The organism is Kitasatospora sp. NPDC004240 (assembly GCF_053603215.1).
Window position 1 is genome coordinate 1 of sequence record NZ_JBSGFD010000205.1, and the last position, 13,876, is coordinate 13,876.

At 73.0% G+C, this 13,876-nt stretch carries 5 protein-coding genes; 2 read left to right on the forward strand and 3 right to left on the reverse strand.

The window, feature by feature from the left end:
- The coding region (locus ACWEQL_RS35135) for a M4 family metallopeptidase (RefSeq protein ID WP_452154445.1) at positions 1-2,240 on the reverse strand (2,240 nt) is incomplete at its 3' end.
- Between the two features lie 587 nt (positions 2,241-2,827).
- The gene (gene pulA, locus ACWEQL_RS35140; RefSeq protein ID WP_452154446.1) at positions 2,828-8,332 is read right to left on the reverse strand and encodes a pullulanase-type alpha-1,6-glucosidase; all 5,505 of its coding nucleotides are present in this window, start codon (positions 8,330-8,332) and stop codon (positions 2,828-2,830) included.
- Positions 8,333-8,640: 308 nt separating this feature from the next.
- On the opposite strand from pulA, the gene ACWEQL_RS35145 reads away from it, so the two are divergent.
- A complete protein-coding gene (locus ACWEQL_RS35145) occupies positions 8,641-9,606 on the forward strand; it encodes a phosphatase PAP2 family protein (protein ID WP_452154447.1) in 966 nt (321 codons plus the stop codon).
- A gap of 121 nt (positions 9,607-9,727) precedes the next feature.
- Here the strand turns inward: ACWEQL_RS35145 and ACWEQL_RS35150 are convergent, their stop codons facing one another.
- Positions 9,728-12,751 (reverse strand): bifunctional [glutamine synthetase] adenylyltransferase/[glutamine synthetase]-adenylyl-L-tyrosine phosphorylase, encoded by a 3,024-nt coding sequence (locus ACWEQL_RS35150; protein ID WP_452154448.1) that lies wholly within the window; start codon positions 12,749-12,751, stop codon positions 9,728-9,730.
- Positions 12,752-12,971: 220 nt separating this feature from the next.
- Here ACWEQL_RS35150 and ACWEQL_RS35155 point away from each other — a divergent pair, with 220 nt between their 5' ends.
- Positions 12,972-13,751 carry a class E sortase gene (locus ACWEQL_RS35155; protein WP_452154449.1) on the forward strand — a complete coding sequence of 260 codons (780 nt, stop codon included), beginning with the start codon at positions 12,972-12,974 and terminating at the stop codon, positions 13,749-13,751.
- Positions 13,752-13,876 lie beyond the last annotated feature (125 nt).

Here is a 13,876-nt window from a genome sequence, read left to right on the forward strand (position 1 = left end):
AGGTCGAAGGTGCGCAGCTGGTAGCCGGAGGCCGCGTCCGCGTTGGAGTAGGTCTTCAGGCTGGTGCCGTTCACCGTGACGTTGAGCTTGTCGTACACCGTGGAGCCGGACTCGTTGGTGTCGATGTGCAGGTAGAACGACAGGGTCGCCTTGCAGCCGGCCGGGATGGTGACGGTCTGCTGGAGGGTGTCCGTGTGGGTCGAGCCGTAGCCGTTCAGCCAGGCCTTCCACGAACCGCTCTTCGGCGCCTGCGAGGAGCTGTTGTCCACCACGCCGCTGGACGCGGTCCACGGCGAGGCGCTGCCCGTCTCGAAGCCCGCGTTGCCCAGCAGCTGCGCCGGGGTGCAGGTGCTGGAGCTGTCGTTGACGGTCCAGGTGAAGGACGCGGTGCCGGTCTTGCCGGCGGAGTCCTTGGCCGTGACGGTCACGTTGGAGGTGCCCACGGTGGTCGGGGTGCCGGTGATCTTGCCGGTGGAGGCGGCGATCGACAGGCCGGCCGGCAGACCGGTGGCCGAGTAGGTCAGCGGCGCGGTGCCGCCGGTGGCCTGGATCTGCAGGTTGACCGCGGTACCGACCTTGGTGGTCTGGTTGCCGGGGCTGGTGACGGTCACGCCGCCCGGGTTCGGGGGCAGCTGGCCGACGTTGACGGCGGCCCAGGCGGTGCCCACGGCCGTCACCTCGGCGCTGCCGGCGCCGTACAGGTCCGTGGCGGCCTTCTCGGTCGCGGTCCGGGCCTGCGCGTAGTTGGTGGTCGAGGTCATGTACGAGGTCAGCGCCTTGTACCAGACCTGCAGGGCCTTGTCGCGGCCGATGCCGGTGACCGTGATGTTGTTGACGGTCGGGCTGTTGTAGCTGACGCCGTTGATGACCTTGGCGCCGCTGCCCTCGGCCAGCAGGTAGAAGAAGTGGTTGCCGATGCCCGAGGAGTAGTGGACGTCGACGTTGCCGACCCCGGAGTACCAGGAGTCCTTGGACGAGCCGTCCCTGGAGGGCTTGTCCATGTAGCGCAGCGGGGTGCCGTTGCCGTTGATGTCGATGAGCTCGCCGACGTTGTAGTCCGGCACGTCCGCGGCCAGGTTGGCGTAGAACTCGACGCCCGCCGCGAAGATGTCCGAGGTGGCCTCGTTGAGGCCGCCGGACTCACCCTGGTAGTCCAGGTTGGCGGTGGCGGCGGTGAGGCCGTGGCTCATCTCGTGGCCGGCCACGTCCAGCTCGGTCAGCGGGTGGGTGTTGCCGCTGCCGTCGCCGTACGTCATGCAGAAGCAGCCGTCGTCCCAGAAGGCGTTGACGTAGTTGCTGCCGTAGTGGACCCGGCTGAACGCGCCGACGCCGTCGCCGCGGATGCCGCTGCGGTTGAAGGCGCTCTTGTAGAAGTCCCAGGTGGCGGCGGCGCCGTAGTGGGCGTCGACGGCGGCGGACTCGCGGTTGCTCGCGGTGCCGTCGCCCCAGCTGTCGGTCGACTTGCTGAAGATCGTGCCGTTGCCCGAGGTGCCGTTCTTCATGTCGGTCGTGTAGTGACCGCCGCGGGCGCCGTCCTTCAGCTGGAACGAGCTGCCGGACTGCGTCGAGTTGACGGTGACGTTGCCGACGAAGACGCCCTTGCCGGTGCCGGTGTGGATGGTCTCCTTCTTGGCCAGCACCGCACCGGTGGTGGCGTCGGTGACGACCTTGAGCCGGCTCGGGGTGCCGTCGGACTGGGTGCCGGTGACGACGGTCTCCCAGGCGAGCTTGGGGGTGCCGTCGGAGGCGAACACCACCAGGCGCGGGGCGGCCTCCACGGAGGCGCCGGACCCGGCGGCCAGCGCGGCCTCCTGGGCCTTCGGCGCGGCCAGCTTCGGGGTGGTGCCCACGCCGTCCAGCGAGGCCTCGGTGGCGCGGTCCACGCCCTTGGTGGCGCCGTTGGGGGCCAGGTGCACGATCAGGTCGCCGCCCAGGACGGGCAGTCCGGCGTACGTCCGCTCGTAGCGCAGGTGCTGGCTGCCGTCGGCGTCCTTGACGACGTCCTTGGCGATCAGCTTCTCCTGGCCGCCGAGACCGATCGCCGGGGCCAGCGAGGCGCCCTGCTGCTCGGCGGCGGCGATGAGCTGGGCCCGGTTGGCGGCGAGCGCGGAGGGCTGCTCGGCGACGGCCGGCGTGTCGGGGCTCTGCGCCTGGGCGATGACGGGGATTCCGGTCACCAGCAGCGCGGTGGTGGCGGCCATGACAACCGCTGCCTTCCGCGCGTGGGTGTAGCGGGACATGCGGACTCCTTTTCCGACCGGACGCGGGTTCGCGCGCGGTGGAGAGAACCTGGCCGCGGGGTTGCGGCACAGTGGGGGCCCCCGCCGCCGGTGTCACGGCGCGGGGCGGTGTGCGGAGCAGTTGCGGAAGTGGATGCGCTGTACCGGACCTGGGACAGCTGCACCGGAGGGTGGGGGACCCCCGCGTCTGCAGCCGGAGGAATCGTGGCAGCAAACGAGCTGTGAATGACAGATGCATGCCAGGGTTTGGCCGATTAGCAACTCCGCACCCCCATCCGCCGGGGCACCGACCGTGTTACGGGCGCGGAACATTCCGACGATGGTTGTCGTTTCCGGCAGGCCGTTCGGCCACCCCCGGGCTGGCACTGACCAGCACTCAGGGCCTTGATCCGGTCCACATGGTGGACGGCGACGCCGGGCGGACGCGACACCCCATCTTTCCGGCCGTGCCAGGGTCGGTTTTCGGCCACCCACCGCCGTACGGGCGCGAAAGGGCCCCGTACCGCGGAGGGCGGTACGGGGCCCGGATGACACCCGGTCAGATGCTCCGCAAGGTGGCGAGTCAGCTGCCGTACGGGGCTGCCTGATCAGCGCTGGACGAACACCGCCACGGTGCGCGCCGGCACGGTGAAGGTGCCGGTCGCGGCGTCGAAACCGGACTGCTTGACCACCGGGTCCGACCCGCCGGCCTGGACCGGGTGCAGCGCCTGGCCGGTGCCGCTCAGCGCGGCCACGGTCTGCTTCTGGGCCTGCGGGGTGGCGTTGAAGACCACCGTGATGCCCTTCTCGGCGCCGGCCAGACCGGTGCCGTCCAGCCGCAGCGTGATGACGCCGGGCGTCTCACCCGCCGTACCGGACAGCGGGTAGCTCAGCCGCTGCTGGACCTCGGCCAGGGTGGGCAGCGAGAACAGCGGCGAGGACCGCTTGATCCGCAGGAACTGCTGGTACTGCGCGGTGGTCGCCTGGATCTGGGCCGCGCCCATCTTCAGACCGGGGTCGGCCAGCAGGGACTTGGCGGTGGGCCACATCTCCTTGTTGTCCGCCGCCGGCGGCAGGCCGCGGCCCCAGCCGTTGCCCCGCGTCGGGTCCCACTGGATGGCGTTGTACCAGTCGCCCGAGTCGAAGGAGTTGGCGTCCAGCGACTTGGAGCGCAGCAGGTCGGTACCGGCCTGGGCGAAGCCCGACCCCTGGCCGAGGGCGGTCAGGGCGAGTGCCAGCGCCTGGGTCCGGGCCCGGTCGGCGGGCGCGGTGGCGGCGGGCAGCTTGAACGCCAGCGCGTCGTACAGGTCGGCGTTGTCGTGCGCGTCCACGTAGGCCAGCGCCTCGCCGGGCCGGGCCGCGTAGCCGGTCGGCGCGCCGTTGTAGTCGACCTGGGCGCCGGTGACCGCCTTGCCCGAGCTGTCGGTGAAGCGGTAGCCGGCGAGGTTGCCGGTGAGCGAGACCTTGATCTGGTCCATCTGGTGCTTCAGACGGGCCAGTTGCTCCTCCCGGGTGCCGTTGGCGGGCGAGCCGTTCGGGTCGGTGTACAGGCCCGAGACGAAGCCCTGCTGCGGGGCCGAGGAGAGCATGTAGTTGCCGCCGCGGGCGGCGTCGCGCACCCGGTCGTCGAAGGTGGCTATGCCGGTGCCGGCCATGTTGAGCTGGGTGGCCTGCACGAAGCGGGCGTCGTTGGCCACCACCCCGAAGTTCCAGCCCTCGCCGTACAGCAGGATGTTCTTGCCGTCCACGCCGTCGGAGGCCGGGGTCATCCGGCGCAGCGCGGCCTGCACGTCCAGCATGGTGGACTTCGGGTCCAGGCCCATCAGGTCGAAGCGGAAGCCGTCGACCTTGTACTCACGGGCCCAGGTGGTCACCGAGTCGACCACCAGGCGGTTCATCATGGCGTGCTCGGGCGCGGTGTCGGCGCAGCAACTGTCGGCGGTCACCTTGCCGTTGGCGTCGAGCCGCTGGTAGTAGCCGGGGACCACCCGGTCCAGCACGGAGTGCTCGGCCTGGCCGCTGGCGGCGGTGTGGTTGTAGACCACGTCCACGACCACCCGTAGCCCGGCGGCGTGGATCGCCTGCACCATCTGCCGGTACTGCACGGTCCGGGCCGCCCCATTGGAATCGGTGGCGTACGAGCCCTCCGGCACGTTGTAGTGCAGCGGGTCGTAGCCCCAGTTGTAGGCGTCCTCGGCCCGGACGGCGGCCACGCACTCCTGCTGCTTCTCGCTGTCCGCCGCCAGCGACGCGAGGTCGCAGGCCGGCAGCTTCTGCTCGGCCCGGTTCTCCCGGATGGTGGCGATGTCGAAGGTCGGCAGCAGGTGGACGGTGGTGACGCCGGCCGCGGCGAGCTCGCGCAGGTGCTTCATGCCGGCCGACTCGGAGCGGGTGAACGCCAGATAGGTGCCGCGCTCGGCGGCCGGCACGGTGGTGTCCTCGACCGAGAAGTCGCGGACGTGCAGTTCCTGGATCTGCTCCTTGGCGAGCGGGACGGCCGCCGGGACGGCATGGTTCTCCCAGCCCGCGGGCTTGAGCTCCTTGGCGGCGAGGTCGGCAACCAGGCTCCGCTTCGAGTCGGTGGACAGCGCCACCGAGTAGGGGTCGGTGACGGTGTTGACGACCACCTGCTGGACGCTCGGCGCCCAGACCTTGACCTGGTAGAGGTAGTACTTGCCGTCCAGCTCGGCCCGGTCGCGGACGAGCTCCCAGACGCCGGTCTCGTCGTCGCGCTTCAGCGGCAGGGTCTTCGGGGTGCCGCCGGTCGGGCCGTCGAAGACCTGGACGGACACCTCCTGGGCGGTCGGCGCCCAGAGCGAGAGCGCCACCTTGCCGTTGTAGTACGCCGGGCCGAAGTCCACCCGGGCGGTGCGGCGCGCGTACAGGTCGTCCAGGACGCCGGGGATCTGCACGCCGGTGGCGGCCAGGGTGGCGCCGCTCGGCAGGTGCTCGGTGAAGAGCAGCTGGCCGCGCAGCGCCTGCGGGACGCGGGAGGCGTCGCGGGCGTCCACGGTGAAGGCCCGGTAGCCGGCCAGGTGCGGGAACGCCGTCTTCTGGGCGTCGGTGAGGCCGCCCTTGACCGGCTCCAGGCGGATCCACCGGCCGCGCTCGGACAGCACCCCCTTGTCGACGGTGATGCCGCCCTCGGGGTCGTACACCAGCTGGGCGCTGGTGCCGCCGGCCAGGGCGGCGTCGTTCGCGCCGTAGCCGGCCGGGACGACGACCGTGCGGGCGTCGATCCACTGGGCCTTGGCCGTGCCGGGGTCCAGCTGGGAGGAGGCGGTGGCGGTCTGCGGCAGCAGGTAGCCCTCGCGGCCGCCGAGGATCCAGACCTCGCGGCCGTTCACGGCGAGGTCCAGCGACTGGTCGTTCGGCAGGTCCTTGTCGTTGCCCCGGTGCAGGATGTAGCTGAGGCTGGTCGCGCCGGGGGCGAGCGGCACCTCGAAGACGGCGCCGAAGGCGTCGCGGCGGGCCGGCATCAGCGGGTTGCCCCAGTCGGTGGGGGTGGCGGCACCGGTCCAGTCGTGCAGGCCCCAGCCGTCGTAGTTCCCGTCGGCCCGGTTGTAGTGGATGACGGCGGTGTTCGCCGACGGGGTGGTGACCGGCCCGGGGTTGCTGGTGCGGACGGTCGGGTCGCCCTCGGTGAGCCAGATCTCGCCGGTGCTGCCGAGGTCCAGGTGGCGGTCGGCGTCGACGTCCTTGACGCCGTCCTTCTCGACGATGAAGCCGAGGTCGGAGGCTCCGGGCTTGAGCTTCACCCAGGCGAAGGCGCCGTACGCGTCGCGGCCGGTGAAGCCGTGCCCGGCGGGCCACTGGGTGCCCTCGCCGTCGGCGAGGTCGCCCCAGGCGTAGAGGTTCCAGCCGTCGTAGTCGCCGTTCTTGCGCTGGTAGTGCACGACGGCGTACGAGCGGGAGGCGGTGGTGGGCACCGGCTTGGGGGCGGGGGCGCCGGTGGTGAAGCTCGCGGTGGCGGAGCTCAGCCGGCCGGCGGAGTCCTGGACGACGGCCTTGTAGCGGACGACCGTGCCGGGCGCGACGCCGGTGAGGTCCTGGGTGACCCGGTGGTGTCCGGTGTCGGAGGTGCCGAGCGTCTGCCAGGGGCCGTTGCCGATCTGCGCGGCGAAGGCGACCCGGTCGAAGCCGCCGCCGGGCACCTCGGCACCGACGGTGACGGTGCCGGTGCTGCCGTCGGCGGGGGCCTTGAGGCCGACCGTCGGGGCGGCGGCGGCCGGGGTGACCTTGCCGGCGGCCTTGAGGACGACCGAGGAGAGCGCGGGCACGGTGACGGTGACCTTGCGGTCGGCGCCGCTGGTCGTCTTCTCCCCCGCGGCCGGGTAGATCCGGTCGAAGCCCTGGCCGGCCGAGAAGGTGTCCAGGGTGACGGTCTTCGCCTCGGTGGCGTTGTTCACCGCGACCAGGTACTCGACCTGCTGGCCGGCGTCGATCCGGGAGAAGGCGTACACGCCGGCGCCGTCGGCGGCGTACCGCTCGATCTGGGCGCCGTCGGCGAGCACCGGGTGGTCGCGGCGCAGCTTGGCGAGGCCGGCGATGCCCTGGTAGAGCTCGCCGCCCTGGCCGTACCGGTCGGCGGAGCCGCTCGGGCCGCCGATCACCCGGTCGCCGTTGTAGGACGGGGTCCGGGAGGCGAACAGGTCGTGGCGGGCGTCCTTGTCGCCGCCGGCGCCGGTGAGGCCCTGCTCGTCGCCGTAGTAGACGACGGGCTGGCCGCGGGTGAGGAACTGCAGCTCGTTGGCGAGCCGGTCCTTGCGCAGCAGGGTGGCGTCGTCGGCGCCCGGGTTGTCGGTGACCAGGAAGGAGCCGAAGCGGCCCATGTCGTGGTTGCCGAGGAAGGTCGGCAGCTCGTAGGCGTCGGTGGCGGCCGTGGTGTAGCGGTAGTCCTGGGCGTACACCTCGGCGAGGGCCCGGGCGGAGCCGCCCTGGGAGACGTAGCCGCGGGCGGCGTTCTGGAACGGGAAGTCCAGGGTGGCCTGGAGCTTGCCCTTGGTGACGTACGGCGCGGTGACGGCGGGGTCGCCGGAGTAGACCTCGCCGAACATGAAGAAGTCCTTGTCGCCCTGCTTGGCGGCGAACTCCTTGAGCGAGGGGGCCCACTGCTGCCAGAAGGCCATGTTGACGTGCTTGACGGTGTCGATCCGGAATCCGTCGACGCCGAAGTCCTTCACCCACTGCTGGTAGACCTTCTCGAAGCCCTTCGCCACCTTCGGGTTCTGGGTGTCGAGGTCGTCGAGGCCGGAGAAGTCGCCCTCGGTCGAGGACTCGCCGGCGAAGGTGGAGTCACCGCGGTTGTGGTAGAGCGAGGGGTCGTTCAGCCAGGCCGGGGTCTTGGCGTTGGCGTCGGCCGGGGTGCGGAAGACCGGGGAGTACGGGAACGAGTCCTTGGTGAGCTTCGGCCAGGCGGCCCCGGCGTCGGCGACGGCGGTCTCGTCGACCGGCTTGCCGTCCGCGTCCAGCACCGGGTAGGCGCCGGTGGTCCGGTAGCCGTACTGCTTCTGCTGGTAGTCGATGACGTCGGCGGTGTGGTTGGTGATGACGTCGAAGAAGACCTTGATGCCCCGGGCGTGCGCCTTGGCGATCAGCTCCTTGAGCTGGTCGTTGGTGCCGAAGTGCGGGTCGACCTGGGTGAAGTCGGTGATCCAGTAGCCGTGGTACCCGGCGGAGGCCTGGTCGCCCGCGCCCTGGACCGGCTTGTTCTTGAAGATCGGCGCCATCCAGATCGCGGTGGTGCCGAGGTTCTGGACGTAGTCGAGCTTCTGGATCAGCCCGGCGAGATCGCCGCCGTGGTAGAAGCCCTTGTCCGCCGGGTCGAGGCCGTGGTCGAGGCGGCTGCCGGCGATGCCGCCGGTGTCGTTGCCGGGATCGCCGTTGGCGAAGCGGTCCGGCAGGACGAAGTAGAACTGCTCGCGGCTCAGGTCGTGCCGGCCCGCGGTGGCGGCGAGTGCCGAGTCCGAGGGCGGGTCCGGCGGGGCCGCGGCGGACACCGGGGCGGTGCCCAGGGTGGCCGCGGTGAGCGAGGCGGCGAGCAGGACGGCCGCCCGGCCGGGTCTGCGGTGGGGGGTGGTGCTCCGTTGGCGGCGGGACTCGGCGTCGGCCACTGAGGGCTCCCTTACGGAGGGTCAGGGGGGATCGGGTGGCCGAGACGCTAGCGGCTGCAAATTGTTTCAGCAAGATGCAGAAACGGTTTCCGTCCCGGAAAATCCACGGCCCCACCCCCGGCTGCACGGCCCACCGGCATCGGCGCGAGAATGGGACGTATGCCCGTCCCACCGGTACCCCCCAGAATCGAACGCACCCCCTACCCCGGTGGGAGCAGCCCCCTAGGCCTGAAGGGGGACGTCCGGTGAAGGATCCACATCCGCAGGATGACCAGACGGCCACCGCCGGTCTGGCAGACTTCTCGTCCATGGGGGAACCGACCGACATCCAGCAGAGCGGCGCCGAGCGCGCCGAGGCGGTGCGCGGTGGCGGTTCCGTGGCAGACCAGACCCCCGCGGTCGGGCTGCCCGGAGGAGCCACCCGCGTCGCCCAGTCCCGTTCGGCCGCGCTGCGCGAGCGCCTGCGCGACCAGCGCCGCTCGCCGGCCCGTCCCAGGGTCTGGTTCGAACTGGCGCTGATCGGGATCAGCTACTGGGTCTACTCGATGATCCGCAACGCCGTCCCCGAGCAGGAGTCGATCGCCCAGCGGCACGCCGCCGCGATCTGGGACTTCGAGAAGTCCTTCGGCACCGCCTTCGAGCACTCGGTGAACCACGCCGTCGACAAGATCTCCTGGCTCATCGTCGGGATGAACTACTACTACGCGACGCTGCACTTCGTGGTCACCATCGGTGTGCTGGTCTGGCTCTACCGACGGCACCCGGGCCGCTACGCGGCGTCCCGGACGGTGCTGTTCGTGACCACCGGCATCGCGCTGGTCGGCTTCTACTTCTACCCGCTGGCCCCGCCCCGGCTGATGACCGGCGGGGGCTTCATCGACACCGTGATCGTGCACGGCACCTGGGGCTCGATGGCCTCCGGACCGGCCACCCACGTGTCCAACCAGTACGCCGCGATGCCCTCGATGCACATCGGCTGGTCGCTCTGGTGCGGGCTGACGATCTTCTTCCTGGCCCGCGCGGCCTGGGTGCGGGCGCTCGGCCTGCTCTACCCGGCGGTGACCCTGGTCGTGATCGTCTCGACCGCCAACCACTTCTGGATGGACGCCGTCGGCGGCGTCATCTGCCTCGCCGTGGGCTTCGCCGCGGCCCGCGCGATCTACCACGTCTGGGCCTACCAGCTGCCGAAGGTCCCCGCCCGGGAGGACGGCGAGCAGCCGGTCACCGTCCCCGAGCAGTGGAGCGCCCCCGAGGTCAGCGTCGGCCGACGCTAGCGACAGGACCCGTACGGACGGCCCGCGGAGAGGGATCTCCCCGCGGGCCGTCCGGCGTTCCCGCCCGGACGTACGGGTCTCGCGCCACCGGCCGTCGCGCCACCGGCCGTGGCCGCCCGGCTCACCCGTAGAACAGCCGCTCCACCACCGCCCGGGCCCGCCGGGTGGTGCGCCGGTAGTCGTCCACCAGCTCACCGCTGTGCCCCTCGCCGTACCCGAGGTAGCGGGCCACCCCGGCCAGCTCGCGGGCGTCCCCCGGGAAGCTGTCCCCCGGCCGGCCGCGGACCAGCATCACCGCGGCCCGCACCCGCGAGGCGAGCACCCAGGCCGCGTCCAGCACCGCCGCGTCCTCGTCCCCGACCAGCCCGGCCGCCAGCGCGGCGGCCAGCGCCGCCCTGGTCCGGGTGGTGCGCAGCGCGGGCAGCTCGTGGCCGTGCCGGAGCTGGAAGAGCTGGACCGTCCACTCGACGTCGGCCAGCCCGCCCCGGCCGATCTTGGTGTGGGTGGTCGGGTCCGCCCCGCGCGGCAGCCGTTCCGCCTCGATCCGGGCCTTGATCCGGCGGATCTCCATGAGGTCCCGCTCCGGCACCCCGGTGCCCGGGTAGCGCAGCGGATCGATCAGCCGCCGGAACCGCGCGCCCAGCTCCTCGTCCCCCGCCACCGGCTCCGCCCGCAGCAGCGCCTGGCTCTCCCAGACGTGCGACCAGCGCCGGTAGTAGGCCTCGTACGAGGCGAGGGTGCGCACCAGCGGGCCGTTGCGGCCCTCCGGGCGCAGGTCGGCGTCCACCTCCAGCGGCGGCTCGGTGGACGGCGCGGCGAGCAGCGCGCGCAGCTCGTGGCAGACCGCCTGGGCGGCCCGGGCGGCGTCGTGCTCCAGCGAACCCAGCAGCGGCTCGTGGACGAGGAGCACGTCGGCGTCGGAGCCGTAGCCGAGCTCGTGCCCGCCGAAGCGGCCCATCGCGATCACCGCGATCCGGGTCGGCAGATCGCCGTTCTCCGCCTCCCAGCCCGCCACGCAGGCGCGCAGCGCGCCCTGGAGGGTGGCGGCGTTGAGCGAGGTGAGCGCCTCCCCGGCGGTGTCCAGGGCCTCGGCGGGATCGTCGCCGAACCGGCCCAGCACATCGGCGGCGGCCGTCCGGAACAGCTCGCGGCGGCGCACCGAACGGGCGGCCGCCACCGCCGCCGCGGTGCTGCCGGCCCGGCCGACGGCCGCCAGGATCTCCTGCTCCAGCCCGGCCCGGCCGCGCGGCACCAGCCCCTGCGGATCGCCGAGCATCGCCACCGCCTCGGGGGCGCGCAGCAGCAGGTCGGGGGCGAGCCGGCCGGCCGAGAGCACCCGGGCCAGCTGCTCGGCGGCGGCGCTCTCGTCGCGCAGCAGCCGCAGGTACCAGGGGGTGCGGCCGAGCGCGTCGGAGACCTGCCGGAAGTTGAGCAGCCCGGCGTCCGGGTCGGCCGAGTCGGCGAACCAGCCCAGCAGCACCGGTAGCAGGGTCCGCTGGATGGCGGCCTTGCGGCTGACGCCCGAGGCGAGCGCGCTGAGGTGGCGCAGCGCGGCGGCCGGGTCCGCGTAGCCGAGCGCCTCCAGCCGGGCGCGGGCCGCGTCCGGGGAGAGCCCGGCCGCTCCGGCCGGCAGCTCGGCGACGGCGTCCAGCAGCGGCCGGTAGAACAGCTTCTCGTGCAGCCGGCGCACCTCGACGGCGTGCCGCTTCCACTCCCGCTGGAGGGCGGCGACCGGATCGGCCCGGGTGTCATCGTGGATCGCCTGGGCCAGCGAACGGGCGAGCCGGCGCTGGTCGCCCTCGTCCTTGGGCATCAGATGGGTGCGGCGCAGCCGGTGCAGCTGGATCCGGTGCTCCAGCGAGCGCAGGAAGCGGTAGGCGGCGTCCAGCGAGGCCGCGTCCGCCCGGCCCACGTACCCGCCCCTCGACAGCGCCTCCAGCGCCTCCAGGGTGTTGCCGCTGCGTAGCGACGGGTCGGTGCGCCCGTGCACCAGCTGCAGCAGCTGGACGGAGAACTCCACGTCGCGCAGGCCCCCGGGGCCCAGCTTCAGCTGGCGGTCGAGCTCGGTGACCGGGATGGAGTCGATCACCCGCCGGCGCATCTGCTGGACGTCGGCGACGAAGTTCTCCCGCGCGGCGGCCTGCCACACCAGCGGCGCCAGCGCCCCGGTGTACGCGGCCCCCAGCTCGGCGTCCCCGGCGACCGGGCGGGCCTTGAGCAGCGCCTGGAACTCCCAGGTCTTGGCCCAGCGCTGGTAGTACGCGAGGTGGCTGGCCAGGGTGCGCACCAGCGGGCCGTTGCGGCCCTCGGGGCGCAGGTTGGCGTCCACCGGCCAGATGGTGCCCTCGCCGGTGGTGTCGGCGCACAGCCGGGTCAGCGCCGCGGCCAGCCGGGTGGCGGCCTTCAACGCCTCGTGCTCGTCCACGCCCTCGTGCGGCTCGGCCACGTAGATGACGTCCACGTCGGAGACGTAGTTGAGCTCGCGGCCGCCGCACTTGCCCATGCCGATCACGGCGAGCCGGCAGGCGCGGGCGGCCTCCGGGTCCTGCTCGGCGGCGATGTCCAGCGCGGTCTGCAGGGTGGCGCCGGCGAGGTCGGCCAGTTCGGCGGCGGTCTGGGCCAGATCGGTGGTGCCGGTCAGATCGCGGGCGGCGATGGCCAGCAGGCTGCGCCGGTACGCGACGCGCAGCGCGTCGGCGCGGTCGGCGGCGCCCTCGCCCCACACCTCGTCCCGGAGCGCCCGCAGGAAGTCCTCCGGGCCGGGGTGGATGTCGCGCAGCTCGAAGGTGACCAGGGCGTGCCAGTCCCGCGGGTGCCGGGCCAGGTGGTCGGCGAGCGCGGTGGAGGCGCCGAGCACGCCGAGCAGCCGGTCGCGCAGCGGCTTGGAGGTGGTCAGGGTGTCGCGCAGGGTGTGCCGGTCGGACTCCTCGGCGGCCTCCAGCAGCCGGGACAGGCCCAGCAGCGCGAGGTCCGGGTCGGCGGTGGCGCCGAGGGCGTCCAGCAGCACGGGGTCGTCGTCCAGGCCTTCGAGTCCGGGGCCGGCCAGCAGCCGTACGGCCCGCGCCGGATCGGTGAACCCGCGTCGTACCAGCCGGATCTCCGGCCGGCTCACCCGGCCCCCGGCCCGCTGCTCCTCCACCGTCATCGCCCCTCCATCCGTCCGTTCAGCAGGTTACGCGCCCCCGCGCCACCGCGCCGGGCGTGACCGCGGACCGGACCCGCCGGCCCGGGACGTGGCGTGTCGGCTTGCCCGCCCGTTCGCGGACGCGGTGGAGTACGCCCAGGACCGGCCCCTCCTCCCCCGCCTTCCCCCGTTCACCCCGTTCACCCTTCCCCCCCCCACCGCCCCGACCGAAGGACGGCCCATGGCGACCGTGCACCCGTCCGCGACGCGGACCCCGCGCCGACGCCCGCTCCGGGTCGCGGCCCGCGCGCTCGGCGAGCTGCTGCTCACCCTCGGCGTGCTGCTCGCCCTGCTGGTCGTCCACGCGCTGTGGTGGACGGACGTCACGGCCACCCGGCACGCGGACCGCGCCTCCGAGCAGCTGCGCCAGCGCTGGTCGACGGCGGCCCCGGCCGCTCCGGCGACCCCGGCGGGGTCGCCGGCCGGGAGCGCGGACACCGCCGCCCCGGCGCCCTTCGAGGCGGACGGCGGCATCGGCTTCCTGCACGTGCCCGCCCTGGGCGCCGGCTACCAGGTGCTGATCGAGACGGGCACCGACGAGGCCACCCTCGCGCGGGGGGTCGCCGGCGTCTACACGCAGCCGTACCGCTCCGCCATGCCCTGGGACCCGCGGGGGAACTTCGCCCTCGCCGCCCACCGCGACGGCCACGGCGCGAAGTTCCACGACCTCGACCGGCTGGGGCCGGGCGACGCGCTGGTGGTGGAGACCCGCGACCGCTGGTACGTGTACCGCGTCGACGCCACGCTGCCGAAGACCTCCAAGGACGACACCGGCGTCATCGCCCCGGTGCCCACCGGCTCCCCCTACACCGGGCCCGGCCGCTACATCACCCTGACGACCTGCACGCCGGTCTACACCTCGCTCTACCGGATGGCCGTCTGGGGCAGCCTGGTCCGGGAGCAGCCGGTGGACCGGGACCGTACGCCGCCTCCCGAGCTGCGGGACCCCTCGCAGGGGTGAGCGGCCGCGGCCGTCCGGCGGGCCGACCCGTCCCGCACGCGCAGCCGCCCCGGCCGTTGAACGGCCGGGGCGGGTGCCCCCTCTGACGGGCCGCGGCGCGCGGCCGGGAGAAAGATGGGAAGATG

Coding starts and splice junctions, on each gene's coding strand:
- ACWEQL_RS35145 (WP_452154447.1), top strand. CDS start 8,641: ATGGGGGAACCGACCGACATCCAGCAGAGCGGCGCCGAGCGCGCCGAG.
- ACWEQL_RS35155 (WP_452154449.1), top strand. CDS start 12,972: ATGGCGACCGTGCACCCGTCCGCGACGCGGACCCCGCGCCGACGCCCG.
- ACWEQL_RS35150 (WP_452154448.1), bottom strand. CDS start 12,751: ATGACGGTGGAGGAGCAGCGGGCCGGGGGCCGGGTGAGCCGGCCGGAG.